The 24,946-nt window shown below is 72.7% G+C and carries 23 protein-coding genes; 10 read left to right on the top strand and 13 right to left on the bottom strand.

Annotated elements, in window-relative coordinates; genetic code table 11:
* Window positions 1–33: 33 nt before the first annotated feature.
* The 5 genes from TU31_RS31080 to TU31_RS31100 all read right to left on the bottom strand — a co-directional run bounded on the left by TU31_RS31080 (window position 34) and on the right by TU31_RS31100 (window position 5,980).
* Window positions 34–756, bottom strand: a complete 723-nt coding sequence (locus TU31_RS31080; protein WP_042160797.1) for a hypothetical protein — start codon at window positions 754–756, stop codon at window positions 34–36.
* Window positions 753–1,910 carry an FAD-dependent monooxygenase gene (locus TU31_RS31085; protein ID WP_042160799.1) on the bottom strand — a complete coding sequence of 386 codons (1,158 nt, stop codon included), beginning with the start codon at window positions 1,908–1,910 and terminating at the stop codon, window positions 753–755. Before TU31_RS31085 ends, TU31_RS31080 begins: the two co-directional genes overlap by 4 nt.
* A complete protein-coding gene (locus TU31_RS31090; protein ID WP_042160800.1) occupies window positions 1,907–3,928 on the bottom strand; it encodes a LodA/GoxA family CTQ-dependent oxidase in 2,022 nt (673 codons plus the stop codon). The genes TU31_RS31085 and TU31_RS31090 overlap by 4 nt, the downstream gene beginning before the upstream one ends.
* Before the next feature lie 176 nt (window positions 3,929–4,104).
* Entirely contained in the window at window positions 4,105–4,572 is a 468-nt protein-coding gene (locus tag TU31_RS31095) for an acyl-CoA thioesterase (RefSeq protein ID WP_042160801.1), read from the bottom strand.
* A gap of 178 nt (window positions 4,573–4,750) precedes the next feature.
* Window positions 4,751–5,980, bottom strand: coding sequence for a S1 family peptidase (locus TU31_RS31100; RefSeq protein WP_042160802.1), 1,230 nt, complete (start codon window positions 5,978–5,980; stop codon window positions 4,751–4,753).
* Between the two features lie 103 nt (window positions 5,981–6,083).
* Between TU31_RS31100 and TU31_RS31105 the strand changes: the two genes are divergently transcribed.
* Window positions 6,084–6,626 carry a cell wall hydrolase gene (locus TU31_RS31105; protein WP_042160804.1) on the top strand — a complete coding sequence of 181 codons (543 nt, stop codon included), beginning with the start codon at window positions 6,084–6,086 and terminating at the stop codon, window positions 6,624–6,626.
* 88 nt (window positions 6,627–6,714) lie between these two features.
* On the opposite strand, the gene TU31_RS31110 is transcribed toward TU31_RS31105, so the two are convergent.
* A complete protein-coding gene (locus TU31_RS31110; RefSeq protein WP_042160806.1) occupies window positions 6,715–8,073 on the bottom strand; it encodes a hypothetical protein in 1,359 nt (452 codons plus the stop codon).
* Between the two features lie 202 nt (window positions 8,074–8,275).
* Between TU31_RS31110 and TU31_RS31120 the strand changes: the two genes are divergently transcribed.
* Window positions 8,276–8,818, top strand: coding sequence for a Ser-Thr-rich GPI-anchored membrane family protein (locus TU31_RS31120; RefSeq protein WP_245698920.1), 543 nt, complete (start codon window positions 8,276–8,278; stop codon window positions 8,816–8,818).
* Between the two features lie 24 nt (window positions 8,819–8,842).
* On the opposite strand, the gene TU31_RS31125 is transcribed toward TU31_RS31120, so the two are convergent.
* The 6 genes from TU31_RS31125 to TU31_RS31150 form a co-directional block, all read right to left on the bottom strand.
* A complete protein-coding gene (locus tag TU31_RS31125; protein ID WP_042160812.1) occupies window positions 8,843–10,006 on the bottom strand; it encodes an acyl-CoA dehydrogenase family protein in 1,164 nt (387 codons plus the stop codon).
* A complete protein-coding gene (locus TU31_RS31130; RefSeq protein ID WP_042160815.1) occupies window positions 10,003–11,187 on the bottom strand; it encodes an acyl-CoA dehydrogenase family protein in 1,185 nt (394 codons plus the stop codon). The genes TU31_RS31125 and TU31_RS31130 overlap by 4 nt, the downstream gene beginning before the upstream one ends.
* The gene (locus TU31_RS31135; RefSeq protein ID WP_042160816.1) at window positions 11,184–12,182 is read right to left on the bottom strand and encodes an NADPH:quinone oxidoreductase family protein; all 999 of its coding nucleotides are present in this window, start codon (window positions 12,180–12,182) and stop codon (window positions 11,184–11,186) included. The genes TU31_RS31130 and TU31_RS31135 overlap by 4 nt, the downstream gene beginning before the upstream one ends.
* 161 nt (window positions 12,183–12,343) lie before the next feature.
* Window positions 12,344–13,360, bottom strand: a complete 1,017-nt coding sequence (locus TU31_RS31140) for a glycosyl hydrolase family 18 protein (RefSeq protein ID WP_245698921.1) — start codon at window positions 13,358–13,360, stop codon at window positions 12,344–12,346.
* Between the two features lie 150 nt (window positions 13,361–13,510).
* Window positions 13,511–13,993, bottom strand: coding sequence for a phosphatase domain-containing protein (locus TU31_RS31145; protein WP_042160821.1), 483 nt, complete (start codon window positions 13,991–13,993; stop codon window positions 13,511–13,513).
* Entirely contained in the window at window positions 13,990–14,664 is a 675-nt protein-coding gene (locus tag TU31_RS31150) for a winged helix-turn-helix transcriptional regulator (protein WP_042160823.1), read from the bottom strand. The genes TU31_RS31145 and TU31_RS31150 overlap by 4 nt, the downstream gene beginning before the upstream one ends.
* Window positions 14,665–14,777: 113 nt before the next feature.
* On the opposite strand from TU31_RS31150, the gene TU31_RS31155 reads away from it, so the two are divergent.
* From TU31_RS31155 to TU31_RS31185, 7 genes are all read left to right on the top strand, one after another.
* A complete protein-coding gene (locus tag TU31_RS31155) occupies window positions 14,778–15,989 on the top strand; it encodes a pyridoxal phosphate-dependent aminotransferase (protein ID WP_042160825.1) in 1,212 nt (403 codons plus the stop codon).
* Window positions 15,990–16,313: 324 nt separating this feature from the next.
* Complete coding sequence (gene egtA, locus TU31_RS31160; protein ID WP_042160827.1) at window positions 16,314–17,591, top strand: ergothioneine biosynthesis glutamate--cysteine ligase EgtA; 1,278 nt, start codon at window positions 16,314–16,316, stop codon at window positions 17,589–17,591.
* Window positions 17,588–18,910: an ergothioneine biosynthesis protein EgtB gene (egtB, locus tag TU31_RS31165; protein ID WP_042160829.1), complete on the top strand. Its 1,323-nt coding sequence runs from the start codon at window positions 17,588–17,590 to the stop codon at window positions 18,908–18,910. Before egtA ends, egtB begins: the two co-directional genes overlap by 4 nt.
* A gap of 37 nt (window positions 18,911–18,947) precedes the next feature.
* Window positions 18,948–19,703 carry an ergothioneine biosynthesis protein EgtC gene (gene egtC / locus TU31_RS31170; protein ID WP_042160831.1) on the top strand — a complete coding sequence of 252 codons (756 nt, stop codon included), beginning with the start codon at window positions 18,948–18,950 and terminating at the stop codon, window positions 19,701–19,703.
* Complete coding sequence (egtD, locus tag TU31_RS31175) at window positions 19,700–20,662, top strand: L-histidine N(alpha)-methyltransferase (protein WP_042160833.1); 963 nt, start codon at window positions 19,700–19,702, stop codon at window positions 20,660–20,662. The genes egtC and egtD overlap by 4 nt, the downstream gene beginning before the upstream one ends.
* Window positions 20,663–20,809: 147 nt before the next feature.
* Window positions 20,810–21,739: a phosphatidylinositol-specific phospholipase C gene (locus tag TU31_RS31180; RefSeq protein ID WP_042160835.1), complete on the top strand. Its 930-nt coding sequence runs from the start codon at window positions 20,810–20,812 to the stop codon at window positions 21,737–21,739.
* 296 nt (window positions 21,740–22,035) lie between these two features.
* A complete protein-coding gene (locus TU31_RS31185; protein ID WP_042160837.1) occupies window positions 22,036–23,163 on the top strand; it encodes a trypsin-like serine peptidase in 1,128 nt (375 codons plus the stop codon).
* Here TU31_RS31185 and TU31_RS31190 read toward each other — a convergent pair.
* Window positions 23,135–24,169, bottom strand: coding sequence for a phosphatidylinositol-specific phospholipase C domain-containing protein (locus TU31_RS31190; RefSeq protein ID WP_042160839.1), 1,035 nt, complete (start codon window positions 24,167–24,169; stop codon window positions 23,135–23,137). The genes TU31_RS31185 and TU31_RS31190 overlap by 29 nt on opposite strands.
* 174 nt (window positions 24,170–24,343) lie before the next feature.
* Between TU31_RS31190 and TU31_RS31195 the strand changes: the two genes are divergently transcribed.
* Window positions 24,344–24,907, top strand: a complete 564-nt coding sequence (locus TU31_RS31195; protein ID WP_042160841.1) for a DUF2165 domain-containing protein — start codon at window positions 24,344–24,346, stop codon at window positions 24,905–24,907.
* The last annotated feature ends 39 nt before the right edge of the window (window positions 24,908–24,946 follow it).

A 24,946-nucleotide genomic window follows, 5' to 3' on the forward strand; every position in this document is an offset into this window, starting at 1 on the left:
GTCCGAGCCGGGACGGCAACGGGCTGCGGTGGCTCAGCTGTTGAGGCTGGTGTGGTTGAACCAGCCCTGGCGGCCGACGGTGAAGTCGACGACCGGACCGGACCCGTCGATCTTGCCCTGGTACTGCTGCCCCTTCTTCAGCGGGCTCTCGATCAGCTTGTCGTGGGCGTCCCTGATCGAGTCGATGACGAGGGTCGGGACCTTCTTCAGCAGCGCCGGGTCGATGGGCTGCGCGGGGGTGACGGTGACGGCCTCGTCCCAGTTGGGGCGCTCCGCGAGCTGGTGGGCCATGTGGACCTCGTCGCCTGCGCCGAACACCAGGTAGGTGAGGTATTCGGGGTAGGGCAGATTGCCCAGCTTGCGGAAGGAGAGCACGTTCTCCGGCTTGCAGTCCACCATGGTCTCGGCCGTGGTCATCTGCTGGAAGTCGCGGCTGCCGTCCGGCTTCACGACGACCCGCTCCAGATGGACCCCGAACTCCTTGCCCTGCTGGAGCTCGGGGAGTTCGAAGTGGTGCGGGCAGCGCAGGGAGTAGAAGACCCGCTCGTTCTCGTGCTGCGCCAGATCCTTCAGGTACATGTCCCGCAGTTCGCCGTTGTCCTTGATGGAGAAGTCGAAGACCGCCTGGAAGTTGTGGCCGGACTGGGGGTTGTACAGCGCCAGGTGGTAGAAGAACAGCTTCTTCTTGCCCAGCAGCAGGAAGCGGTGGATGTGCTGGTGTGCCTCGGTGGAGTCGGATGCGGGGGTGGGGGTCATGATGAGGTCTCGCCTTTCGTGGGTGGGGTGTTGTGGTGGAAGCTCCGCTGCCGCCGGGACCAGAAGGGCCGGTCGGGCCAGCGGGTTTCCTGCGCGTGCACGGCGCGGTGGCCGTGCTGGTAGGCGGTACGGGCCGTGCTGACCTTGGCCGCGTAGTCGGCCAGGGCCGCCCGGTCGCCGTGCAACCGGGCGTCGACGGCCTGGCCCGCGCTCAGCCCCGTGTAGAGGGCCGTGAGGATGCCCTGGGAACTGAGCGGGTCGAAGGCGGCCGCCGCGTCCCCGGCGGCCGTCCAGCCGTCGCCGTGCACCCGGTCCAGATGTGCGCTGTGGGCGGCGGCCCGGCGGGGCGGGCGCAGGGTGGTGAGCCCGTGCGGGCGGGCCCGGCGGGAGATGTGCCGGGTGGCCAGCAGCCGCCGGCGGAACCGCTCGGCTCCGCGTGCGGCGGCGACGGGCAGATCAGGGTCGGTGAAGTAGGCGACCAGACGGTGCCGGGAAGGCAGCAGCGCGGTGTACCACCAGCCGTCCTCGTCCGACTCGACCAGCGAACGGCCGTCGAGGGGGGTCTGCGGGGCCGGGTCGAGGGTGAGGTGGAGGGCGGTCAGCTGGTCTCCGGTGCGCCGCCGGGCGCCGGAGCGGACGGCGATCGCGGCGCCGCGCCCGGTGGCGTCCACCACCCAGCGGCAGCACACCGTACGGTCCCCGCCCCCGCCGGCCCGGTCGCGCAGGGCGAGCCGCCAGGTGCCGTCCGACTGCCGGGAGGGGCTCCGTACGGCGGTGTGCTCGGCGACCTCGGCGCCCGCCGCACCGGCGGCGGCGCGCAGCCGGCGGTCGAAGAGCGGACGGTCCAGGTGCCAGCCGTGGCCGTAGGGGTCGTGGAGGAAGTCCACGGCGTGCAGTTCCGGCGAGCCCCAGGCGGACAGGTTGCCGTGGCAGGGCAGATGGCCGCTGCCCAGGACCGGTTCGGCGACGCCGAGGTCGGCGAGCAGCAGCCGGCCCATGGACACCAGCGCCTCACCGGCCTTGGGCGGGCCGGAGCCGGCGTCGGCCAGCAGGACGGTCCGGCCGGCGTGGGCGAGGGTGAGCGCGGCGGCACAGCCGGCCGGGCCACCGCCCGCGACCACGACGTCGTAGGCGGGGGCGGGGGCGGGGCTCACTGGGCGCCGTGGAAGGGGTCGAGCTTCTCCAGGTATCCGGCGGCGATCTCCGTCTCGTCCCGGCCGGTCGCTTCCATGACTTCCTGGATGGCCTGTTGGACGAGCATGGCCTCGACGGTCTCGGCCGGGACCTCGCCGGTCCAGGCGTCGGCCACACCCGCCAGTTGGGGCGCGCCCGCCTCGGGCACCTGGATGTTGACGAGGTTGGCGTGGTCGAGGGCCGGCGGATAGCCCGGCTCGGACTCCACCTGGATGTGCTGGGGGAACTTGCCGTCGCCCACGGTGTATTCGTGCGTCTCGACGATGCCGAACTTGTACCAGTCGTCGATCATTTGACGGCGCTGCTTGTTGAAGTCGGTGCCCTTCAGGCCGCGCAGCCAGACCGCCCGGTTCTCGAAGGCCTTCTCCCTGACGCTGTCGTCGGAGCCGCTCGGCGGGGTGTTGACGGTCGCGAAGTCGGACTGTTTGAGCACATGGTTGGGCACCTGGGCGGGCCAGAAGGTCGGCAGGTAGGGGCTGTAGCGGGGGCCGAGCCCGGACCGTACCTGGTAACCGGAGCGGCAGCTCGCGGCGTCGCACTGCCAGGGAGCGGCCATCCAGCGGGTGAGGTCGCCCGGCCCCTGTGCGTGCAGCGGACCGGTCTTGCCCAGGGCTTCCTGGACGGTGAGCGCATCGCCGTAGTCGGGTTCCGGGTTCTCCGGTGTGCGGTGCAGGATGCGGAAGGGCTCGGAGTACATGGTCTTGTGCCGCATCGGCCAGGTGACCTCGCAGCCCGGGTGGAAGGCGTCGGCGGCGCAGTTCTCCAGGGCGCCCCGGTCCAGCAGACCCGGCTGCGCGGCGACCGGCGCCGCGTCCACGTCCGGGTGGCCCGTACGGGGCGGGCCGGTGGTGAAGTGGCCGTCGGCCCACTGGGCCAGCATCCGGTCCTGCTCACCGGAGATCTTGATGTGCTGCCGGACGGAGGTGGGTTTACCGCCGGACATGGCGTCGCCGTAGAGCCACGGCCAGGGCAGGGGGGAGGTCCCGTCCCGGCAGTAGTCACGCATCTGGACATAGATCTGCCGGCGGAGTTCCCGGCTGGCCTCGCCCGGGTCGGCGAGCCGCTTGCGCAGCGCCGGGTCGCGGAAGTCGTACGGGCCGGACCGGCCGAACTGGGTGGCGAAGCCATGGTTGACCCACTGGAGCTGGCAGAACCGGTCCAGCATCGGTTCGATGTGCTCCGGGTACGAGATCTGCTGCACGGCGGGCAGGGTGTGCTCGGTGACGAACACGTCGTACAGCACGTCGTAGAGGGTGCGGACGGTCTTCACACCGGGCGCGAAGTGCGGTGGGGCGACCACGGCCCAGGCCGGGCTCGCGCTCTTGGTGACGCCCCCGATGGTGACCTGCGCCGTGACCGGGCCGTCGGACACGTCGTCGTACCAGGTGTCGTTGTTGGCGACACCGGAGATCGGCTTCTCCGGAGTGGCGTAGGAGGCCGACTTGCCGACGCCGCCGACGACCAGCAGCCGGCCGTCGGTCTGGGTGGTGATCGATCCCAGGGGGACCGCCCGGGTCATGATCTTCCCGGCGAGGGCGGCGTTCTCGTGCAGGGAGGCGCGGATCTCCTTGCGGCCGGCGTCGATGACGAGTTTCTTCCGGTCGGCTCCCCGGACGTCGAAGTTCCGGCGGCGCAGCTGGGCCTCCTGAAGACCGCCGGCCTCATCGATGTCGAGCGCGAGATGGAACTGGTACCAGGCGGCCTTCTTGTTGGCCAGGTGCACCGACCACTTGATCTCGGTGACCCCCGCCTCACCCAGCTTGAGTTCCCGGACGGCTTCCCCGGCCTGGTTGTAGCCATAGACCCGGAACCGCGCGGCCTGCCGGATGACCTTCCCCGAGCTGTCCTTGTACGAGCCGGGCGGCAGCGGCGGCTGGTCCGGGGATTCCGGGCCGATGAAGGGCGGTTTGTCGCTGTTGCCGACCCGGGCTATGCCGATGGCGGGATGGATTTTGACCTGGACTATCTGCGTGTCCATCGAGGAGCCTTTCGCTGGGCGCGTGTGGTGCCCCCCGACGGCTCAAACGTGGATCAGCCTGGCGCCCGCCGTGACCTCCAGGCATCGCAATGGATGAATGGGTTCACTCTTTCGTGTCGGCGGCCCGTGCCCGCTGCCGCCGTACGGAGCGGGGAGGCCACCGCGGACCGCGCTCGTCAGACGTCGGCGAGGCCCAGCAGCGCGGGCTTGTCGGCCAGGTCGCGGAAGGCCGCCCGCGGGTCCGGGAGCAGCTTGCGCTCGGTGAGGTCGAGCAGCCCGCAGACGGCGCTCACCTCGGCGGCCACCGTCCCGTCCGTCGTGCGGACGGTCTGCTCGATCCGGAAGGTCTTGCCCTCGCCCCAGACGAACGCACAGCTGACCTCGACCTCGTCACCGGCCCGCAGCTCCCGCCGATAGCGGATGGTGGTCTCGACGGTCACCGGGCCGACGCGGCGGTCCACCATGGTGCTCTGGCGGATGCCGCTCGCCTGGAGCAGCGACCAGCGGGCGTGTTCGGCGTACTGGAGATAGACGCTCTGGTTGAGATGGCCCTGGGTGTCCGTCTCGTAGCCGCGCACCGTGATCCCGACGGCGAACGGCTCCGTCGCGTCCGTACCGGCTGCCGGCTCCGCTGCTTCTGCCATGCGCGCTCTCCCGCTCCCCCATAGGCGCCGGTCCGCCACGTCGACCCCCGGCGCCTCATCGGCCACTGGCTTCACATCGTAGGTGGGGAGGTCAAGGGGCCGGGTGCCCGTTCCCGGGGCCGGTCCCCGGCCCGTGTGCGGCGGCCGGGGAGGCGGTGCCGGCCGGGGGCGGGGCGGGTCAGGGGCTGCCCGTCTTCAGCCGCAGGTGCCACTTGTCCAGGATCTCACCCACCGGCTGGAAGATGGTGAGGGTGGCACCGCCGAAGTTGCCGCAGCCGGCGGCGCCGCCGCCCGAGTGCACGCCCAGGGCCTTCGGGGCGCTGGGCTGGGTGACATAAGAACCGCCCGAATCGCCGGGCGCCGAGCAGGCGTTGGTGAACGACAGGCCCTCGATGACCGTGTTGCCGTAGTCCACGGTCTGGTCGACCCGGGTGATCTCCCCGCAGTGCCAGCCGCTGCTCTGCCCGGAGTGGCACATCGACATGCCGACCAGGCCCTCCTGCGCGCCGGTGACGGTGACCGGTGTACCGCCCTGCCCTGCCACGTCCGCGCTGACCGTCCAGTCCGGCCGATCGACCTCGACCAGCCCGAAGTCCCCCTCGCGGTCGTTGACGCTGTGCCCGCCGCCCTGGTTGGAGGTCCCCATGCGGCTGCCGTCCTTGCCGAACGCGGCCTGATCGGGGGTGAGCGTGCAGTGGCCGGCCGTCAGGAAGCCCTGGAAATCGCCCGGCCCGGTCACCGAGAAGCCGATGGAACAGATGCCCTCGCTGCCGGGCATCCACCGCTCACCGCCCACCACCGTGCCGCCCTGCTGACGCGGAGTCTGGTCGCTGCGCTCGACCGTGACGGGGATCTTCGACCGGGCCCCCAGCGCGCGGACGGACGTCTCGAAAACGGTGGTCCGGGCGGTGTGCCGGGTGCGGTCCATGCGGACCACCACACCGTTGGCCCGCTCGTCGACGCCCCAGCCGGTGACGCCGGGCACCCCGTCGCCGGCCCGGCCGGTGATCTGCCGCACCAGGGCCGTGAGCGCGGCGCGGCTGTGCGGCACCGTCTTGGGGAGCGCCCCGGCGTCGCGCACCCGCTGGGCGTCGGCGGCGCCGGTGACCGCGACGACGAGTTTGCCGGTGGACTTGTCGAACCACATTCCGGCGGGCGGGGAGCTCAGCGTCCGGCGTACGGCCGCCGCGGCACGGTGCGCATCGGTCTCCTGCGCGAGCCGGGTCCGCACCTGCACCGCGTTCAGCCCGAGGTCCCGGCGCATCGCGTCGAGCATGCCGCGCGGCGTGGGCTGGGGCGAGGGATCGGGCCGGGGCACGCCGTGCGCCGGGCCGAACGGGCCGGCCGCCGCCACGACGGTGGCGACGGCCGCGCCCCAGAGGGCTGCCTTGCGAAAGCGGCGTTCCATCGGGGATCTCCTCGCGGTGTCGAGTGCACGTCGGATCCGATGGGGTGAGCGTGCTCGACACCGCGGCGTGCGGCATGAGGGCGGTCCCCGGCATCATGCCCGGGTGTTCCGTGACCCCGGCCGTCAAGTCCCCACCGTCCACGGCGCGGTGGCGTTCCGGCAGCTTCCCGAGGCGCTGCGCAACGTGACCTACTCGGGTGCCCGCCATCCGGGAGCGACGACACCTGAATGCCCGTCATACGCGGCGGACGGGGCGGCCGGTGTCCCCGGCCTCGCCGCCCCGGACCCCTTCGACGACCTGGCCGGGGGCGCGAACTGCCAGCGCTACGCCTACGCCGTGCTGCGCCACTTCGGCCTGCTGATACCGCCGTTGCGCTCGGCGGAACTCTGGGCCGACGAACGGGCGACCCACCGGGTGGACCGCCCGCGGCCGCTGGATCTGGTGCTGTTCGACGGCGGTCCGGCGGACGGCCGGCCACCGGGCTACGGCGCGCACGTGGGCGTTCACCTGGGCCCCGACCAGGTCCTGCATCTGTGCCGGGAGGCCGGGCGGCCCGCCGTATGGCGCTATGCGGACTTCGCGGCGCGGCCGCGCTACGGGCGCTTCCTCGGCGCCAAGCGGGCGGGACGGGCTGAGGGGCGCTGAGCGCTTCGGGGCCGCCGAGGGGGCGCTGAGCACCCCGGGCGGGCCGAGGGGCGTCGGCCGCTCCGGGCCGCCCAGGGGCGCTCAGCCCTCAGAAACCTCCGCCGTCGAAGCCGCCGCCACCGAAGCCACCGCCGTCTCCGAAGCCACCACCGTCACCGAAGCCGCCGCCGAAGTCATCGCTGTTGAAGTCGGATCCGGAGTAGTCACCGCCGTCGGCGCCCGCACCGCCGAAGTCGGCTCCGTAGGCGGCGGACGACATCATCATGTTGCCGAGCAGGGTGCCCACCAGGAGGCCGGGCAGCAGGCCACCGCCGAAGTAGCCGCCGGCCCAGGGGCCGTAGGCCGGACCCGCGTCCCAGTAGGGGCGGTCGCCGTGCGCGGTCCTGACCGTACGGGCCAGCGGCTCCCGCCCGTCGTCCATCCGGCTCTTGTCCGCGGCGCAGACCGGCACGGTGCGCTCCGCACCGCCCTCCGGGGCCCACCGGACATCCACGACGGACGGACCGTGCCGTGGATCGAAGAAGCAGGGCAGCCGGCGCTCGGGCAGCGGCCGGCCCTCCCGGCGTGCGGCGAGGGTGGCCAGCGAGAACCGGCCGTCCTCCAGCGACTGGGTCACCGCCTGGACATCGCCGGGGTGCTGGGCCGACGCCATCGCGGACTTGGCGTTCTCGTAGGAGTCCAGCGCATGGCTGTAGTCCGCGCGCATCGCGTCATCGGCGCCGTGCTCACCGGGGTTGAAGTCGAGCCGGTCCAGCTCCTCGCCGAAGGCGGTGATGTCCTCGTCGACGACGACCCGCAGGTCCTCCAGCGCGGCCTGCTCCTCCTCGATCCGCCTTCTGCGGTTGCGGCGGGCGATCGCGTACGCGCCGCCGCCTCCGACGGCCACCAGCACCCCGAGCCCGATCGCCGTACCGGTGCCGAAGCCGCTGCCGCCGGAGCCGCCCCAGGAGGCGGGGGCCTGGCCGTGTGCCGACCGTGCGGCCGTGTCGACGAAGCTGTTCAGGCGCTCGTTGACCGTGGGGTAGTCGGAGCTCTTGACCGATCCGACGAGGTTCTGCACCGCATTGCGCGGCATCACCCGCGGGTCGGCGCCGGCGTTGAAGCCGTTGCCGAGCTCAACGGCGTAGACGCCGCTGATGCCGACCTTGGTGCGCAGGTTCTGGAGCAGGGTGCCGGGCTGGTACTCGGCGGCCCGCGGCAGCACGGCGACGAAGATCGGCTTGTCCGCGTCCTTGATTTTCTTGGCCAGCGCGTCCGCCTGGGCCCGGGAGAACTGATCCGTGGCGCGGGGATCGACGTAGACCGGGCCCTTTTCGAGGGCCGCCGCGGCCTCGTCCAGCCCCCCGGCGGCACGGGCACCCGATGCCATCGCGGCGACCACCGCCAGCAGCGCGGCCACCAGCAGGAGGACTGGTCCGATCAGCGCACGACGAGTTGCGGTCTTCATGTGTTCGACGCTACCCGAACCGCACTTTCAGGACATCACCGGAGCCGGGATCAATTCCGTCCCGAGCGGTGGATTCTCCCTCCCGTCCCGGGGCCTGTCGCGCCGGAGCTGTCCATCCAGGTGATCGCTCAGCGCGTCGTTTTTGATGATCGAGGTGCCGGGGATGTTCGGCTCGCCCCTCCCCCGAGGAAACGAGGAGACGATGTGCAGGGCCACCTCGATGGCCACCAATCTGGCCGTCGCCGTCGCCACCACCGCCGTCGGCTGCATGCTGGTGATCTCGCTGGCGCCGTCGCGCCCGGACACCGGGAAGAGTGGTCCCGCGGCCGGCCGGGCGATGGCCGCCACGGCCGGCCATGCGGGCTCGGCCGCGCGGGCCGCCACCTCCGCCCTCGGTGCCCCCGCCGGCAGTGCCGGCCCCGAGGAGTTCGCCTCGCCGCCGACGGGGCGGATCGAGGTGACCGCGCCGGAGCCCGGCGTCGACTACAAGGCGAACGGCAGTTTCGCGGTGACCTGGAACAACAGCACGGGCGAGGAGGTGGACATCTGGCTGCGGACGGCGACAGGCCACGGCGAGTCGGAGCGGGTGGCGCTGGTCGCGACCAAGGCCGGTGCCGGGCCGTCCGGCGAGGCGCTCGTGACGCTCCCGCGGGTGCCGCCGGGCAAGCGCTACTTCCTGGAGGTGGCGACCGCCGGCGACGGCGCGGTCCGCGCCTTCAGTCGGACCTTCGCCATCACCAACTGACCGGCGGCCACCGGCCCACGGCCCCTAGGGCGCGGCGATCCCGACCAGCCCCGCCAGGGCGTCCCGGTGCCGCCCCGGCGACCCGAGGGCGAGCTCAGCGCTCTTGGCCCGCTTGAGGAACAGATGCGCCGGGTGCTCCCAGGTCATGCCGATGCCGCCGTGCAGCTGGACGCACTCCTCGGCGGCGCGTACCGCCACCGGCGCGCAGTACGCCTGGGCGACGGCCACCGCCACCGGGGCGTCGGGGCTCTCGGTGGCGAGGGCGTCGGCGGCGTTCCGGGCGGCGGCGCGGGCCGAGGCCACGTCCAGCCAGAGGGCGGCCATCCGGTGCTTGAGCGCCTGGAACGAGCCGACGGGGCGGCCGAACTGGGTGCGCTCGGCGGTGTGCCGCACGGTTTCGGTCAGACACCATTCGGCGACGCCCAGCTGCTCCGAGGCGAGCAGTCCGGCACCGGTGAGCAGGGCGCGGTCGACGGTGGCACTGGCGCGGTCCCCGGTGGCCAGGAGGCGGCCGGGGGCACCGTCGAAGGTGAGGTGGCCCAGGGGGCGGGTGAGGTCGAGCGGGGTGACGGTGTCGGTGCGCACCCCGCCCGCCGAGGGGTCCACCGCGTAGAGGGCCGGGCCGTCGGGTCCCTGGGCCGGGACGAGCAGGAGCTCGGCGGCCGCGGCATCGGCGACCGAGGTCACCCGGCCGGTCAGGGCGCCGCCGGCATCGGCCCGTACGGACGCCGGACGGGACAGCCCGCCGGGGGCGGTGGGCAGCGGCACCGCGAGCACGCCGACGGTGCGGCCCTCGGCGAGCGCGGCGAGCGACGCGGCGACGTCCGCACGGCCGTGATCACAGCCGAGCAGAGCGGTCACCGCGAGGACCGCGCTGGTCAGATAGGGGACGGGCGCGACGGCGCGGCCGATCTCCTCCAGCACCACGGCGGCTTCACGGGCGGTCGCGCCCGCGCCGCCGAGCTTTTCGGGCACCAGCAGGCCCGCGGTGCCGATCTCCGCGGCGAGGGAGTGCCACAGGCCGGTGTCGTAGGCGACGTCCGACTCCAGGCCGGCGAGCACGGTGGCCGGATCGCTGCGGTCGGCGAGCAGCGACCGTACGGCGGCGCGCAGCGCGTCCTCGTCCTCGGAGTAGAGGAGGTCGGGGTCGGGCGCCGGGGCGCCCGGCAGGGTGGTCCCGTCGTTCATCGGGGGAGGTCCTTCCACGCGACGTCCTTGTCGGTGCGCGGCTCGGGCGGCAGCCCCAGCACACGCTCGGCGACGATGTTGAGCAGCACTTCCGAGGTGCCCCCTTCGATGGAGTTCCCCTTGGCGCGCAGATAGCGGTAGCCGGCCTCACGGCCGGTGAAGTCGACGCCGTCCGGCCGGCGCATCGTCCAGTCGTCGTAGGTCAGCCCGTCCTCGGCGAGGAACTCCACCTCCCAGCCGCTGATCTCCTGGGCGAGGCGGGCGAAGGCCAGTTTCATACCGCTGCCCTCGGGCCCCGGCTGCCCCTTGGTCAGCTGCTGGCGCAGTCGCTCGCCGGTGAGGCGGGCGACCTCGGCGTCCACCCACAGCTTCAGCAGCCGCTGGTGCAGGTCGTGGGTGCGCAGTTCGGGCCGGGCGCGCCAGTCGGCGGCGGCGACGCCGATCATGCCGCCCTCGCGGGGAATGCGGGCCCCGCCGATGGCGACCCGCTCGTTCATCAGCGTGGTCTGGGCGACCTTCCAGCCCTCGCCGACCGCACCGAGGCGGTGGGCGTCGGGGATCCGGACACCGGTGAGGAAGACCTCGTTGAACTCGGCCTCGCCGGTGATCTGCCGCAGCGGACGCACCTCGACGCCGGGGTCGGTCATATCGCAGACGAAGTAGCTGATGCCGCGGTGCTTGGGGACGTCGGGGTCGGTGCGGGCGATCAGGATCGCCCAGCGGGCCAGATGCGCGCTGGACGTCCAGACCTTCTGGCCGTCGACGATCCAGTCTCCCCCGCTGTCCGGTACCGCGCGGGTCGCCAGCGCCGCCAGGTCGGAGCCGGCCCCGGGCTCGCTGAACAGCTGGCACCACACCTCCTCGCCGGTCCACAGAGGGCGCAGGAACCGCTGCTTCTGCTCGTCGGTGCCGAAGCGCAGGATGGTGGGCGCGGCCATGCCGAGGCCGATGCCGATGCGGCCGGGGTCGTTGTCGGGGGCCCCGGCGGCCTCCAGTTCCGCGTCGACGACGGCTTGCAGGGAGCGCGGCGCGTCCAGTCCGCCGAGGCCCTCGGGGAAGTGGACCCAGGCGAGCCCGGCGTCGAAGCGGGCGCGCAGGAACTCCAGCCGCTCGGTGGTGGCGGGCGGGTGTTCGGCGAGCAGTTCGGCGGTGCGCCGGCGCAGGTCATCGGCGTCGGTCATCGGGCCTCCTCCGCTCCGGGGACCACCACGAGCCGGCCGACGGAGGTGCCGTCGGCGACCCGCTGGACGGCGTCGGCGGCCCCTTCCAGCGGGACGCGTCCGCCGATCAGCGGCTTGATGACGCCCTGGGCGGCGAGCTTGGTGAGCTCCTCGTGGCAGGCGTCAATGGCGGCCGGGTCCTTGGTGTTGTACAGGCCCCAGTGGAGGCCCAGGATCGCGTAGTTCTTCACCAGCGCGTGGTTGAGCGCCGGGGTGGGGATGGCACCGCCCGCGAAGCCGACGACGACGATCCGGCCCTCGAAGGCGATGCACTTGACGGACTTGGCGTACGCCTCGCCGCCCACCGGGTCGTAGACCACATCCGCGCCGCGGCCGCCGGTGGCTTCCTTCACGGCGGCGACGAGGTCGTCGGAGTGCCGGTCGAGGACCACATCACAGCCCAGTTCGCGGGCGGTCCGGGCCTTGTCGGCGCCGCCCACCACGCCGATGACGGTCGCGCCCGCGGCCTTGCCGAGCTGGACGGCGGCGCTGCCGACGCCGCCCGCCGCGGCGTGCACGAGCAGGGTCTCGCCCGCCTGGAGCCGGGCCCGGCGGTGCAGTCCGAACCAGCCGGTCTGGTAGCCGATGTGCAGTGCGGCGGCCTCGGCGTCGTCCAGGGCCTCGGGGGCCGGGCGTACCGTCGCCGCGTCGACGACCGCGAGTTCGGCGAAGCCGCCGTCCGGCAGCGGCGGCTGGGCCAGCACCCGCGCACCGGGCTCACCGGCCGCGCCCTCCCCCACGGCGAGCACCTCGCCGCAGATCTCCACGCCCGGGGTGAACGGCAGCGGCGGCCGCACCTGGTACTGGCCGCGGCACAGCAGGGCGTCCGGGAAGTTGACGTTGGCGGCCCGCACCCGCAGCAGCAGCTGCCCCGGCCCCGGCTGCGGGTCCGGCACCTCCTCCAGCCGCATCACCGCACGCGGCTCACCGTTCTCGTGTACGCGCCATGCCTTCACCTGGTGCCTCCACAGACCTTGGATACGCGGTGGGCGGAGGGCACACCGGCCCCCTCGCCAGCGACATACTAAGCGGTCGGTATCCCGTAGGGAACAGTCTCCGCCACACGACTACGGGGCCCCGGGCGCGATCTCGCCGGGGCCCCGTAGTCGTGTGGCGGCTACGCGTCGCGGAGCGCGGACCAGAAGTCCGGGTCCTCGAACCCGAGCGCCCACAGGCCGGTGCCGCGCACCCCGTATTTCCTCAGCAGCGGCAGCTGCGCGCGGACCCCGCGGCCGTCCTGGTACCAGACCTCGTGCTCCTCACCGTCCTTGCGGTAGGTGAAGTGCGGGGTGCCGGACACCTCGTCGAAGAGGTAGTCCGCGTCCTCCCGCTCACGCAGCGCCTCGGCCTCTTTCCAGGTCACATGGGCCGCATGGCCGGTGACCCCGCGGATCCAGTCCCAGCCGTAGCCCGGGAAGGCCACCTCGATCTTGTGCCGGGGGACGGTGTCGGTGGCGTAGCGCAGGAACTCGTCGTACCAGTCCCTCGCGGCGAGCGGGCCCGCCTCGCCGCCGGACCAGTGCAGGTCGTAGCCCATGATGCGGAACCGGTCGGCGTACCGGCCGAGCCGCTCGTAGTCGAAGGCCTGGCCACTGCCGCGGACCCGGGCCAGTACCGTGACCACGCACTGCTTGTCCCTCTCGTGCAGCCGTGCGCACAGCTCCTTGACGAGCTTGTTGTACCCGGTCCGCACCCGGTCGCGGTCCTCCCGGTCACCACTGAGGGCCATCGCCTCGTAGTCCAGGTCGAGGCCGTCGTAGGAGCGGCTCTCGACGAGGTCCAGCAGCGTGTCGACATGATCCCGCCGCCGCTCCGGATCGTGCATCAGCTCGGCCATCTTCGCGGCGCCGAGGGTCTCGGTCACGGTGGGCACGACATCGATCCCGGCGTCGTGCAGTCCGTCGATGATGTCGCGCCGCCCGGCACCCGTGTGCCCCTTGACGGTGGTGTCGGAGGAGGTCTCGTACCAGAAGGGGCTGACGGTGTGCAGTTGGGCGGCGTGCCGCAGCGCGTCGCGGTAGGCGGCGTCGGTATCACCCCAGTAGGGCAGCCAGGCCGAGCCGGTCCGCCCGGCACTCCTCGGGTCGCGGGCCGCCGCGGCCGCCGGGGTCCAGAGCCCGGTGAGCAACGCCACGGTCAGCAAGAGCGCAAGCCCGGTGCGCGACCGGGTTCCTGATGCTTGATCCATTTCCCGAGCGCTACCCGGTCCGGTTGCTGACATACCGTCAGTTCGGCCGAACGGACGCGCCCGGAGCGGGGCGAGCGGTGAGTGACGGGGGTGGCGCTAGGTGCGCCCGGCCCGCTGCTGGGCGTCCCGCAGAGTCTCGGACGGGGTGGCCCAGCGCGCCCGGATCACCCGGAAACCGGCCTCTTCGCAGGCGTCGCAGACGAGTTCGTCATCGTCGACGACATGGCGGATCTCCCGGTCGCGGGCGATCCGGCGCAGGATCTCCAGCTTGGTGTGCCGCGCCGGGCGCCGGTCATGGTTGGGGCGCATCCACAACCTGCCCTCGGGCAGGCCGTGTTGGGCGAGCCAGGCCACGGTGTCCCGGCGGCAGCGCTCCGGACGGCCCGTCAGATAGACGACCTCGCAGTCCTCGGTGCTGCGCAGCGCCAGGGCCACCCCCTCGGCGAGGGGAGGGTCCTCGGTGGCCGCCGCGAAGAAGGCCCGCCAGTCACGCGGGGTGCGCCGCAGCAGATGCTGGCGGTGGCCGGCGTCCGCGAGCGTGCCGTCCAGGTCGAAGACCGCCAGGGGGCGCGTCGTCATGCCGTTGTCGTCCTCTTCCGTCGCCGCCGTTCACCGGATCCCTCGGGCACGGTGACCGCGATCCGGCCGGATTCGATCCCCCGTGCGAGGGAGAGGCGATCGTACGCGATATCGGCACAGGTCGCGGTGTCCATCCGCAGCCGGACGTCGGGGCGCTCGGCCGGGCCGTCCGCATATCCGGACCCGCCGTCCGGGTCGCCGGACGCCGGCCCGTCGCGACCGAGGACGACATGGAACTCGCCCTCGTCGAGGGCGATGTCGATGACGTCGGTGCCGTCCGTGAAGTGCCGGGCCAGTCTCACCATGAGGGGGACCGCGAACCAGTGGGCCCGCAGCGCGTCGGTCGGGCGCCGCTCGTCGAGGGCGGGGGCGCCCCAGTCGGCGAGGGCGGTGAGCGCGGGCAGCAGTGCGCGCCCGCGGGCGGTGAGCTCGTAGACGAAGGCGGCGCCGGGCGGGGCGAGCCGGCGGCGGGTGACCAGACCGTCCCGCTCCATGTCCTTGAGCCGGGAGGCGAGCATGTCGGTGCTGACGCCCGGCAGATCGGCGTGCAGATCGGTGTAGCGCCGGGAGCCGCCCAGCAGTTCCCGGACGATCAGGAGCGTCCAGCGGTCACCGACGGCGTCCAGGGCCCGGGCGACGGCGCAGTACTGGTCATAGCTTCGGCGCGGCATGACACCAGCATAGACAGAGGTTGGACTTTCCAAGTACCGGCTTGGTAAAACCAAGTACGTTGTGTCGAATGCTGCCGCGCCGCGCGGTGAGCGAGGGACCGGGAGGCCACCGCATGCAGTTCAAGCAGTCGAGCAAGATGGCCGACGTCTGCTACGAGATCCGCGGGCCGGTGATCGAGCACGCGGACGCGCTGGAGGAGGCGGGCCACAGCGTGCTGCGGCTGAACACCGGCAATCCGGCGCTGTTCGGCTTCGAGTGCCCCGAAGAGATCCTTCAGGACGTGATGCGCAATCTGTCCCGCGCACACGGCTACACGGAGTCCCGCGGCATCCTCTCCGCCCGCCGCGCGGTCGCCCAGCACTACCAGCAGAACGGGCTGCCCGACGTCGGCGTCGATGACATCTACCTCGGCAACGGCGTCTCCGAACTCGTCTCGATGGCGGTGCAGGCCCTTCTCGACGACGGCGACGAGATCCTCATCCCGGCCCCCGACTTCCCGCTCTGGACGGCGGTCACCTCGCTCGCGGGCGGCAAGCCCGTGCACTATCTCTGCGACGAGTCCGCGGACTGGCTTCCGGACCTCGACGACCTCGCCTCGAAGATCACCGACCGGACCCGGGCGATGGTCATCATCAACCCCAACAACCCGACCGGCGCGGTCTATCCGCGCGAGCTGCTCGACGGCATGCTCGATCTCGCCCGGCGCCACGGGCTGATGGTCTTCGCCGACGAGATCTACGACCGGATCCTGTACGACGACGCGGTCCACCACCACGCCGCGGTCCTCGCGCCCGACCTGGTCTGTCTGACGTTCAGCGGACTGTCCAAGTCCTCCCGCGTGGCCGGATTCCGTTCCGGCTGGCTGGTGGTCTCCGGCCCCAAGCAGCACGCCGCCGACTACCTGGAGGGCCTGGGCACCCTCGCCTCCATGCGGCTGTGCCCGAACGCCCCCGCGCAGTACGCCATCCAGGCCGCGCTCGGCGGCCGGCAGAGCATCCAGGACCTGGTGCTGCCGGGCGGCCGGCTGCACGAGCAGCGCGACCGGGCCTGGGAGCGGCTGAACGAGATCCCGGGCGTCTCCTGCGTCAAGCCCAAGGGCGCGCTCTACGCCTTCCCGCGCCTCGACCCGGCCGTGCACAAGATCCACGACGATGAGAAGTTCGTCCTCGATCTGCTGCTGCGGGAGAAGATCCAGGTCGTCCAGGGCACCGGCTTCAACTGGCCGCGCCCGGACCACTTCCGCATCCTCACCCTCCCGCACGCCGACGACCTGGACGCGGCGATCAGCCGGATCGGACGCTTCCTGGCGGGCTACCGCCAGTGACGCCGGGCGGGCCCGCCCGCACCGGGCCGCCGGGCGGCAAACCGCACCCCGCCCCGCACTCACTCGAACGGTCGTACCCCTTCCTGGGCCCCGTCCGCCGCCCGCCGATACGGTCCCGGGGCCGGGCGGCGGGCAGGAAGGCCGTCCTGGCGCCGAGGAGACGCCGCGGCACCTCGGGCGGTCTCCGGGCCCCGGCCCTCCCCCTCGCCCGGTGGGCGCCCGTTCCGCCGTCCGCTGACCGAACGCGCTCTTGAGCGCATCGCCCGCAGCAGATTAGGTGGAGGGCGGCAATCCTGCCGTCACCCCACAAGGGAGAGGGATTCGATGCCCGTACGACCTGCGGTATCGGAAGCGGAACTGGAAGCTCACCTGCGCGGAATATGCTTCAAGACGGGCCCGCCGCGCCGTATCGGCGTCGAGATCGAATGGCTGGTCCATGATGCGCGCAACCCCCGATGTCCGGTCGAACCCGCCCGGCTGAAGAGCGCGGCCACCGCCCTGCGCGCCCTCCCCCTCGCCTCTCTGCTGACCTTCGAACCCGGCGGCCAGCTGGAGCTCAGCTCGCTGCCCGCCACCTCCCTCACCGACTGCATCGAGGCCGTCACCGCCGATCTCGCGCAGGTCCGGCCCGCCATGCTGGCCATGGGCCTGAGCCTGGCCGGCCACGGCCACAATCCGTGGCACCCCCCGCGGCGGGTGCTGACCGATCCCCGCTACAACGCCATGGAGGCGTACTTCGACCGCTGGGGCTCCGCCGGGCGGTCCATGATGTGCGCCACCGCGTCCGTGCAGGTGTGTGTGGACGCCGGCCACGAGGAGCCGGGACCGCTCGGACACAGCCGGCGCTGGCTGCTGGCCCATCTGCTGGGCGCCGTACTGGCCGCGGCGTTCGCCAACTCACCGATCAGCGAGGCCTGTCCGACGGGCTACCGCACCACCCGCCAGGTCATCTGGTCGCAACTGGACCCGGCCCGTACGCTCGCCCCGCCCCCGGGGCCGGACCCGCGCACCGCCTGGGCGCGCTACGTCCTCGACGCACCGGTCATGTGCATCCGCTCCGAGGACGGGCACTGGGACGCTCCGGAGGGGCTCACCTTCCGCGAGTGGATCCGTACCGGCGTCCCCAGACCGCCCACCCAGGAGGATCTGGACTACCACGTCACCACGCTCTTCCCGCCGGTCCGGCCGCGCGGCCATCTGGAACTGCGCATGATCGACGCGCAGTCGGGTGATGCCGGGTGGATCGTGCCGCTGGCCGTCACGGCCGCGCTGTTCGACGATCCGGAGGCCACCGAGCGGGCGTACCGCATCGTCAAACCCCTGGCGGAGACGGCCGGTTCCCGCCCCGCGCCACGCAATCCGCTGTGGCGGCACGCCGCCCGCGCCGCGCTGACCGACCCGGAGCTGCACACCGCCGCGGTGGCCTGTTTCGCCGCCGCGCAGGAGGCCCTGCCGCGCCTCGGGGCCTCCCCCGAGGTGTGCGCGGCGGTCGCGGAGTTCACCGAGCGCTATGTGGCACGCGGCCGCTGCCCCGCGGACGACCATCTCGACGCCCTGTACGCCGCGGAGGGCGATCTCATCGTTGGGAAGGACAGCCAGTGACCCTCGATCCCGAGCTCCTTCGTGAGCGCGCGGCCTCGGCGCTGCTCGCCGCCCGCGACCGCACCCGCCTGCTGACCACCTGCGTCGAACATCCCGACCTCGTCGCCCAGCACTCCCCCCTGATGTCCCCGCTCGTCTGGGACCTGGCACACATAGGCAACCAGGAGGAGCAGTGGCTGCTGCGCACCGTCGGCGGCCGTGACGCGCTGCGCCCCGACATCGACTCCGTCTACGACGCCTTCGAGCACCCCCGGTCCGAGCGCCCCTCGCTCCCGCTGCTGGCCCCCGACGAGGCACACGGCTATGTCGCCGAGGTCCGCGGCCGGGTGCTGGACATCCTGGAGAGCGCCCCGCTGCACGGCGGTCCGCTGCTCGACGCCGGTTTCGCCTTCGGCATGATCGCGCAGCATGAGCAGCAGCACGACGAGACCATGCTCATCACGCACCAGTTGCGCACCGGCCCGGCCGTGCTCACCGCGCCCGAGCCGCCGCCCGCCCCCGATGACCTGCTGCCGGCCGAAGTCCTGGTCCCCGGCGGCCCGTTCACCATGGGCACCTCCACCGAGCCCTGGGCGCTGGACAACGAACGGCCCGCCCACCGCCGCTTGGTGCCCGCCTTCCTGATCGACACCACACCGGTCAGCAACGGCGCCTACCAGCGGTTCATCGAGGCCGGCGGCTATGAGGAGCAACGCTGGTGGGCCGAGGCCGGCTGGGCGATGGTGCGGGAGCACAAGCTGCGCGCCCCGCTCTTCTGGAAGCGGGACGGCGGCCAGTGGCTGCGCCGGAGGTTCGGGGTGACCGAGCCGGTGCCGCCGGACGAGCCGGTGCTGCATGTGAGCTGGTACGAGGCGGACGCCTACGCACGCTGGGCCGGCCGGCGGCTGCCGACCGAGGCCGAGTGGGAGAAGGCCGCCCGCCACGACCCGGCGACCGGGCGGGCCAGGCGCTACCCCTGGGGCGACGAGGACCCCACCCCGGCGCATGCCAACCTCGGCCAGCGGCATCTGCGGCCCGCCCCCGTGGGCAGCTATCCGGACGGCCAGTCGCCGCTCGGCATCCGGCAGTTGATCGGCGATGTGTGGGAGTGGACGGCGAGCGACTTCCTGCCGTATCCGGGCTTTGCCGCCTTCCCCTACCGGGAGTACTCCGAAGTGTTCTTCGGCGACGGCCACAAGGTGCTGCGCGGCGGTTCGTTCGGGGTCGACCCGGTCGCCTGCCGGGGTACCTTCCGCAACTGGGACCTGCCGGTCAGGCGGCAGATCTTCGCCGGGTTCCGTACCGCCCGGGACGCCGACCCGACGGCGGTGGACGCATGAGGCCCGCGGCCCCGCCATGCGGGGAGGCCGGTGCCTGATGTGCCGTCACCTTGCCTACCTGGGACCGGAGCGGCCCTTCGGGCAGCTCCTGCTCGCCCCGCCGCACGGCCTCTACCGGCAGTCGTGGGCGCCGCGCCGCCAGCGGCACGGCACGGTCAACGCCGACGGGTTCGGCGTCGGCTGGTACGCGCCCGGCGATCCGGTGCCCGCACGCTACCGGCGGGCCGGCCCGATCTGGGGCGATGAATTGCTGCCCGACCTGGCGCGGGTGGTGCGCACCGGCGCGCTGCTGGCCGCCGTGCGGGACGCCACCATGGCCGGGGCGGACGCCGAGGCCGCGGCCGCGCCGTACGCCACCGGCCGCTATCTGTTCAGCCACAACGGCGCGGTGGCCGGCTGGCCGGACGCGCTCGCCCCGCTGGCCGCCGAGCTGCCGCCGGAGGAGCTGCTGCGGCTGCCGGCCCGCTGCGACGCGGCGTTCCTGTGGGCGCTGGTCCTGCACCGGCTGGCGCGCGGCGACGAGCTCGGCGACGCGCTCGCCGGTACCGTCGCGGCGGTCGCCGGGGCCGCGCCCGGATCCCGGCTCAATCTGCTGCTCACCGACGGCACCACCATCGCCGCCACCACCTGGGGCGACACGCTGTGCCATCTGGCCCTTCCCGAAGGCGGCACGGTCGTCGCCTCCGAACCGTACGACGATTCCCCCCACTGGACCGAGGTCCCCGACCGCACGCTGCTGCGGGCCACCCGGACCGAGGTCCACCTCACCCCGCTCAAGGAGCCCGCGACGTGAGCCCCCTCAGCATCACCCGCACCCTCCCTGCCGACGCCACCGCGGCCGCGCTGCGCGCCGATGTCGCCCAGGGTCTGTCCCGTACCCCCAAACAGCTGCCGCCGAAGTGGTTCTACGACGCCCGTGGCAGCGAGCTGTTCGAGGACATCACCAAGCTGCCCGACTACTACCCGACCCGGGCCGAGCGGGAGATCCTGCTCACCCGCGCCGATCACATCGCCGCGGCCACCCAGGCCCGGACGCTGGTCGAGCTGGGGTCCGGCTCCTCCGACAAGACCCGCCATCTCCTCGGCGCGCTGACCGGACTGCACACCTATCTGCCCATCGACGTCAGCGAATCCGCGCTGACCGCGGCGGGCGAGGCGCTGCTCACCGAGCACCCCGGGCTGACCGTGCACGCACTGGTCGCCGACTTCCAGCAGGGCATGGAACTCCCCGGGACGCCCGGCCCGCGGCTGCTCGCCTTCCTCGGCGGCACCATCGGCAATCTGCTCCCGGAGGAGCGCTCGGCGTTCCTGCACTCCGTGCACGCCATGCTGTCCCCGGGCGATGCCCTGCTGCTCGGCACCGACCTGGTCAAGGACGAGGCCACCCTGGTCACCGCCTACGACGATCCGCAGGGGGTGACGGCCGCGTTCAACAAGAACGTCCTGGAGGTCATCAACCGCGAGCTGGGCGGCGACTTCGACCCGGCGGACTTCGACCATGTCGCCCTGTGGAACGCCGGACAGGAGTGGATCGAGATGCGGCTGCGGGCCCGTAAGGACCTGACCGTCAAGATCCCCGGAGTGGACCTGGCGGTGACCTTCGCGGCGGGCGAGGAGGTGCGCACCGAGGTCTCGGCCAAGTTCCGCCAGGAGGGCGTGCGCGCCGAACTGGCCGCTGCTGGGCTGGAGTTGAAGAACTGGTGGACGGACAGCGCGGACCGTTTCGCGCTGTCGCTGTCCTTCCGGGTCTGACCGCGGCCGCTCCCCGGCCGGCGTGCCCCCTCGGGTCCGCCGGCCGGGTGCCGTGTTCGCGCGCGATGTGGTTCGATGCCCCGACCGCATGTTCGTACCGGACGGCCGGTGCGCACGCACGCAGACTCGACGGGCAGGGGAAGCGGCATGGGACCGGTGCTGGATCGACGGGGATTCCTCAGGGGCGCGGCCGGGCTGTCGGCCGCCGGGGTGCTGGCAGGCGCCGGCAGCGGGCAGTTCACGGCCGGTGCCGCGGAACGCCGGGCGCCCGCGGTGTCCGTGGCGGACTGGATGGCGGCGCTCGGCGACGGCACCCCGGTCCAGCGGCTGACGATCCCCGGCACCCATGACTCCGGTGCCCGGCTGGGCGGCCCCTGGGTGGCCTGCCAGAACACCTCCGTCGACGCCCAACTCGCCTCCGGGATCCGCTTCCTGGACGTCCGCTGCCGGGCCATCGACAACGTCTTCGCCATCCATCACGGCGCCTTCTACCAGGAGCTGATGTTCGGCGATGTGCTCAACGCCTGCCGGGCGTTCCTCCGGGCGCACCCCTCCGAGACGGTGCTGATGCGGGTCAAGCAGGAGTACTCGGAGGTCTCCGCGGAGGAGTTCCGCCGGATCTTCGGCATCTACCTGGACGACAAGGGGTACCGGTCGCTGTTCCGGCTGGACGCCGGGCTGCCGACGCTGGGTCAGGCACGCGGCCGGGTCGTGCTGCTGGCGGACTCCGAGGGCCTGGGCGGGGTCCGCTACGCCGATCCGCAACTGTTCGACATCCAGGACGACTACATGGCGGAGCCGTTCGGGAAGTACCCGAAGATCGAGGCCCAGTTCCGCAAGGCCGTCGCCCAGCCCGGCAAGCTGTTCGTCAACTACGTCAGCACCGCCGCCCTGCTTCCGCCCCGCTCCAACGCGGACCGCCTCAACCCGCAGGTCAAGAAGCTGCTGACGGGCTCGGAAGGGAGCGGCTGGACCGGGCTGGGCATCGTGCCGATGGACTTCCCGAACGAGGCCGGCCTGGCCGAGACGCTGATCGCACACAACCTCGCGGGGCGGCGGCTGCGGCGCGCGGCCTGACGGCGGCCGGCGGCCACGGCGGCCCCCCTCGGGTCACTCGACCGGCCTAGGGAGCGACGCCGGGCGGCACCGTCACCGCACCCGGTACGCGCGGCCCGCCGGACCCGCGGATTCCGGGTGTACCGGGTGCCCCGCTGCGGGTTTCTCCGGTGTTCTGGGCCGCTCGTACGGAATGAGGCGGCCGGGTGACCCAACCACAGCGGCCACCCCTGCATCAGACTGGGTGAAATGTCTGGATCCGGTGTCGCCCCTGCGTCCAAGGGGGTGCCACCGCTGATGCGGGGAGGCGGCGGCTGGTGGAGACGAGCGAGCGCGGGACCGTGCCGGCGGACAGCGCCGACGGGGCGGGCGAGGACGCCGGGGCGCCGGCGGCCGGGGTCTGCCCTGGTCCCGGCGGGCCGGCGTGCACCGGCCGCGGCCGGGACGGCGTTCCGCTGCGGGTGACCCTGGCGCTCGGGGTGCTGACCGTGGTCATGGGCAGCACGGTCCTGGCGCTGGGCTCCCCGTCCCGCGATCCGTTCCTGGCCCCCGGGGACACCGCCACCGGCTCCTACTTGGCGAACCGGGCCGACGGCGACCAGGCCGCCGCCGCGGTGCTCGCCGGGCCCTACCAGGAGCGGCCCGGCCCGCCGGTGGCCGCCGCACGGCACGACAGCGTCATGGCGTCCCCGCTGTCCCGGTCCCGGCCGCTGCTGGCCGCCCCGGCGGCTCCCTCGCCGGCGATCGGCGCGCTCTTCTCCCCCGACGACGAGGGCAAGCCGGTCCACCACTGCACGGCCAGCGTGGTGCAGTCCCCGGCCGGCGACCTGATCGCCACCGCGGCGCACTGTGTGCACGACGACGGCTTCCGGACCCGGCTGGTGTTCGCGCCCGGTCTGCACGACGGCATAGCGCCGTACGGCCTGTGGGTGCCCACCCGGATCCATGTCGATCCGCGCTGGATCCGCGACCGGGACCCGGACCACGATGTGGCGTTCCTGCGGGTGCGGCGGGCGGGCCGGACCGGCGGCCGGATAGCGGACCTCACCGGCGCCGAACGCATCCGCTTCGACACACCGGCCGGGCGCCCGGCGCAACTGACCGGCTATCCCGAGGACCGGGACATACCGGTCAGCTGCCGGCATACCGCGGATGCCCAGGGCCCGGCCCAACTCCGCTTCAGCTGCCCGGGGTTCCCGAACGGGACCAGCGGCGGTCCGATGCTCACCGACCTCGATCCGGCCACCGGGACCGGTGCGCTGATCGGTGTGATCGGCGGTCTCGACGAGGGCGGTGACGACCTCGTCTCGTACAGCAGCCGGTTCGGCCCGGACGTGGCCGCGCTCTACCGGCGGGCCACGGCCCAGCCGGGACCGCGGCCCCCACGGGCCGGCACCCGGGCCGCCGCGTCCGGCGTCAGGCCCCGCGCGGCACCACGGTCTTGAGGACGGACGGCAGCGGATACCAGTCCGCGGTGGCGAAGCTCGCGTGGGCGGCGGCGAGTTGCCGGACCCGGGCCAGCGCCTGGGCCTCGGTCGGACGGGTGCCGTCGATGGCCGGCGGCACGTTGTGGGCGTCGGTCATGATCAGCAGGTAGTGCCGGGTGTCGTACCAGGCGGTGTCGATACTGCCGTTCAGATAGGTCGCGGCGTCACCGTCGAACACCACGAACCAGGGGCGCAGCGCCGGGTCCGCGTAGCGCTCGCGGGGGTCGCCCGGGGCGGCGCCGTGCACCGCGGGGAAGGCCGTCGAACGGTCCAGTTCGCCTTGTGCCGCGAGGTTCTTGAGGTGGCCGGCGTACTCCACGTCCGTCCACAGCTTGTCGAACGGGTTCTTCTCCTCGACGGTGCCGGGTATCAGCTCGATCAGGAACTTGCCGGCCAGGTCGGCGCGGGAGGGCCAGCCGCCGGCCCGCACCGCCTCGTCGGGTGTGGCGTGTCCGGCGGTGAGATCGCCGGGGCCGTAGACGGCGTCGCCCAGCTTCTCCCGCACCAGCGCGTCGAACTCGGCGGGGCCGCGGCCGCCCTTGGCGTTGAAGCCGTCCTTCATCTCGATCTTGAACAGGATCGGACGATGGCCGGGGTGCGCGTCGTGCCAGGCCCGCACATCGGCGAGGCATCCGGCGAAGTCCTGATTGCGGTCCTTGGTGCGCAGCTCCGAGGGTTTCGCGGCGCCCTCGCAGTTGCTGTTGTTGCCCAGCGGGTTGCTGTGCGAGACCCGGAAGGACCGGCCCAGGCCGTTGGTCCAGAGGTCGAGTTCGAGCAGTGCGGCGCCGGAGTCCAAGGCATCCGCGAAGTAGGGGTACTTCTCCTTCTCATAGGCGTTGTGGACGCCCACGGACGTGCTGGTGCCGTATGTCGTGCCGGCCGGCTCGGCGCCCGCCGGCACGGTCGTCGCGAGCACCGCCGCCGCCGCGACGGCGACCGTTCCCACACACCGCTTTCCGTTCATGTGCCCCGCTTCCCCTAGGTCTTCGGCCGTCCGGCCTCTCGCCCAACGGCCGATCGACCGGTCGGTCACCCGGTCGATCGGGGAGCAGCGTACGGGAGTTGAGGCCCATGGGGCGCACGGGGTGGCTGACGGATAAGCAAAGATCAGACGACATCACCGACTCGGGGAGGACCCATGTCCGACAAATGCTCCACCAACCGGATACCGCACACCGGACTGCCGCTCGCGGCCGCCACCCTCACGGGCATCGTGGCGCTCTATATCGCCCTCGTGGCGTTCGGAAATATCACCGACTTCGGCACCAACCAGGAGTTCGTCCGGCATGTCCTGGCCATGGACACCACCTTCAAGGATCCGGACCTGATGGGCCGGGCCATCACCTCACGGACCTGGCAGGACGCCGCATACCTGGGGATCATCGCCTGGGAGACGCTCGCCGCCCTGGTGCTGATCGCCGCCACCGCGCTGTGGGCCCGGGGCGTGCGACACCGGGACCGGCTCGCACGGGCGCGACTGGTCAGCACCGTCGGCCTGCTGATGCTCCTCCTGCTCTTCGGTGCGGGCTTCCTCGCCATCGGCGGTGAGTGGTTCTCCATGTGGCAGTCCAAGACCTGGAACGGCCTGGAGGCAGCCACCCGCAATGTGACCCTCGCCGGGATCGCCCTGCTGGTCGTCCACCTCCCGGGGGCGGCCGGGCAGGGCAGCGACGAGGCCGCGGAGGGCGGAGCAGCCTCCTAGGGGCGTCGCTCGGCAGCGGCCCGGCCGGTCACCAGGGAA

The sequence above is a fragment of the Streptomyces lydicamycinicus genome (assembly GCF_000829715.2).
In the GTDB taxonomy this organism is placed as follows: domain Bacteria; phylum Actinomycetota; class Actinomycetes; order Streptomycetales; family Streptomycetaceae; genus Streptomyces; species Streptomyces lydicamycinicus.

Bases quoted from the DNA above. Each gene is read 5' to 3' on its own strand.
- TU31_RS31080 (WP_042160797.1), bottom strand. From the start codon at position 756: ATGACCCCCACCCCCGCATCCGACTCCACCGAGGCACACCAGCACATC.
- TU31_RS31090 (WP_042160800.1), bottom strand. From the start codon at position 3,928: ATGGACACGCAGATAGTCCAGGTCAAAATCCATCCCGCCATCGGCATA.
- TU31_RS31095 (WP_042160801.1), bottom strand. From the start codon at position 4,572: ATGGCAGAAGCAGCGGAGCCGGCAGCCGGTACGGACGCGACGGAGCCG.
- TU31_RS31100 (WP_042160802.1), bottom strand. From the start codon at position 5,980: ATGGAACGCCGCTTTCGCAAGGCAGCCCTCTGGGGCGCGGCCGTCGCC.
- TU31_RS31110 (WP_042160806.1), bottom strand. From the start codon at position 8,073: ATGAAGACCGCAACTCGTCGTGCGCTGATCGGACCAGTCCTCCTGCTG.
- TU31_RS31120 (WP_245698920.1), top strand. From the start codon at position 8,276: ATGTGCAGGGCCACCTCGATGGCCACCAATCTGGCCGTCGCCGTCGCC.
- TU31_RS31125 (WP_042160812.1), bottom strand. From the start codon at position 10,006: ATGAACGACGGGACCACCCTGCCGGGCGCCCCGGCGCCCGACCCCGAC.
- TU31_RS31130 (WP_042160815.1), bottom strand. From the start codon at position 11,187: ATGACCGACGCCGATGACCTGCGCCGGCGCACCGCCGAACTGCTCGCC.
- TU31_RS31145 (WP_042160821.1), bottom strand. From the start codon at position 13,993: ATGACGACGCGCCCCCTGGCGGTCTTCGACCTGGACGGCACGCTCGCG.
- TU31_RS31150 (WP_042160823.1), bottom strand. From the start codon at position 14,664: ATGCCGCGCCGAAGCTATGACCAGTACTGCGCCGTCGCCCGGGCCCTG.
- TU31_RS31155 (WP_042160825.1), top strand. From the start codon at position 14,778: ATGCAGTTCAAGCAGTCGAGCAAGATGGCCGACGTCTGCTACGAGATC.
- egtA (WP_042160827.1), top strand. From the start codon at position 16,314: ATGCCCGTACGACCTGCGGTATCGGAAGCGGAACTGGAAGCTCACCTG.
- egtC (WP_042160831.1), top strand. From the start codon at position 18,948: ATGTGCCGTCACCTTGCCTACCTGGGACCGGAGCGGCCCTTCGGGCAG.
- TU31_RS31180 (WP_042160835.1), top strand. From the start codon at position 20,810: ATGGGACCGGTGCTGGATCGACGGGGATTCCTCAGGGGCGCGGCCGGG.
- TU31_RS31190 (WP_042160839.1), bottom strand. From the start codon at position 24,169: ATGAACGGAAAGCGGTGTGTGGGAACGGTCGCCGTCGCGGCGGCGGCG.
- TU31_RS31195 (WP_042160841.1), top strand. From the start codon at position 24,344: ATGTCCGACAAATGCTCCACCAACCGGATACCGCACACCGGACTGCCG.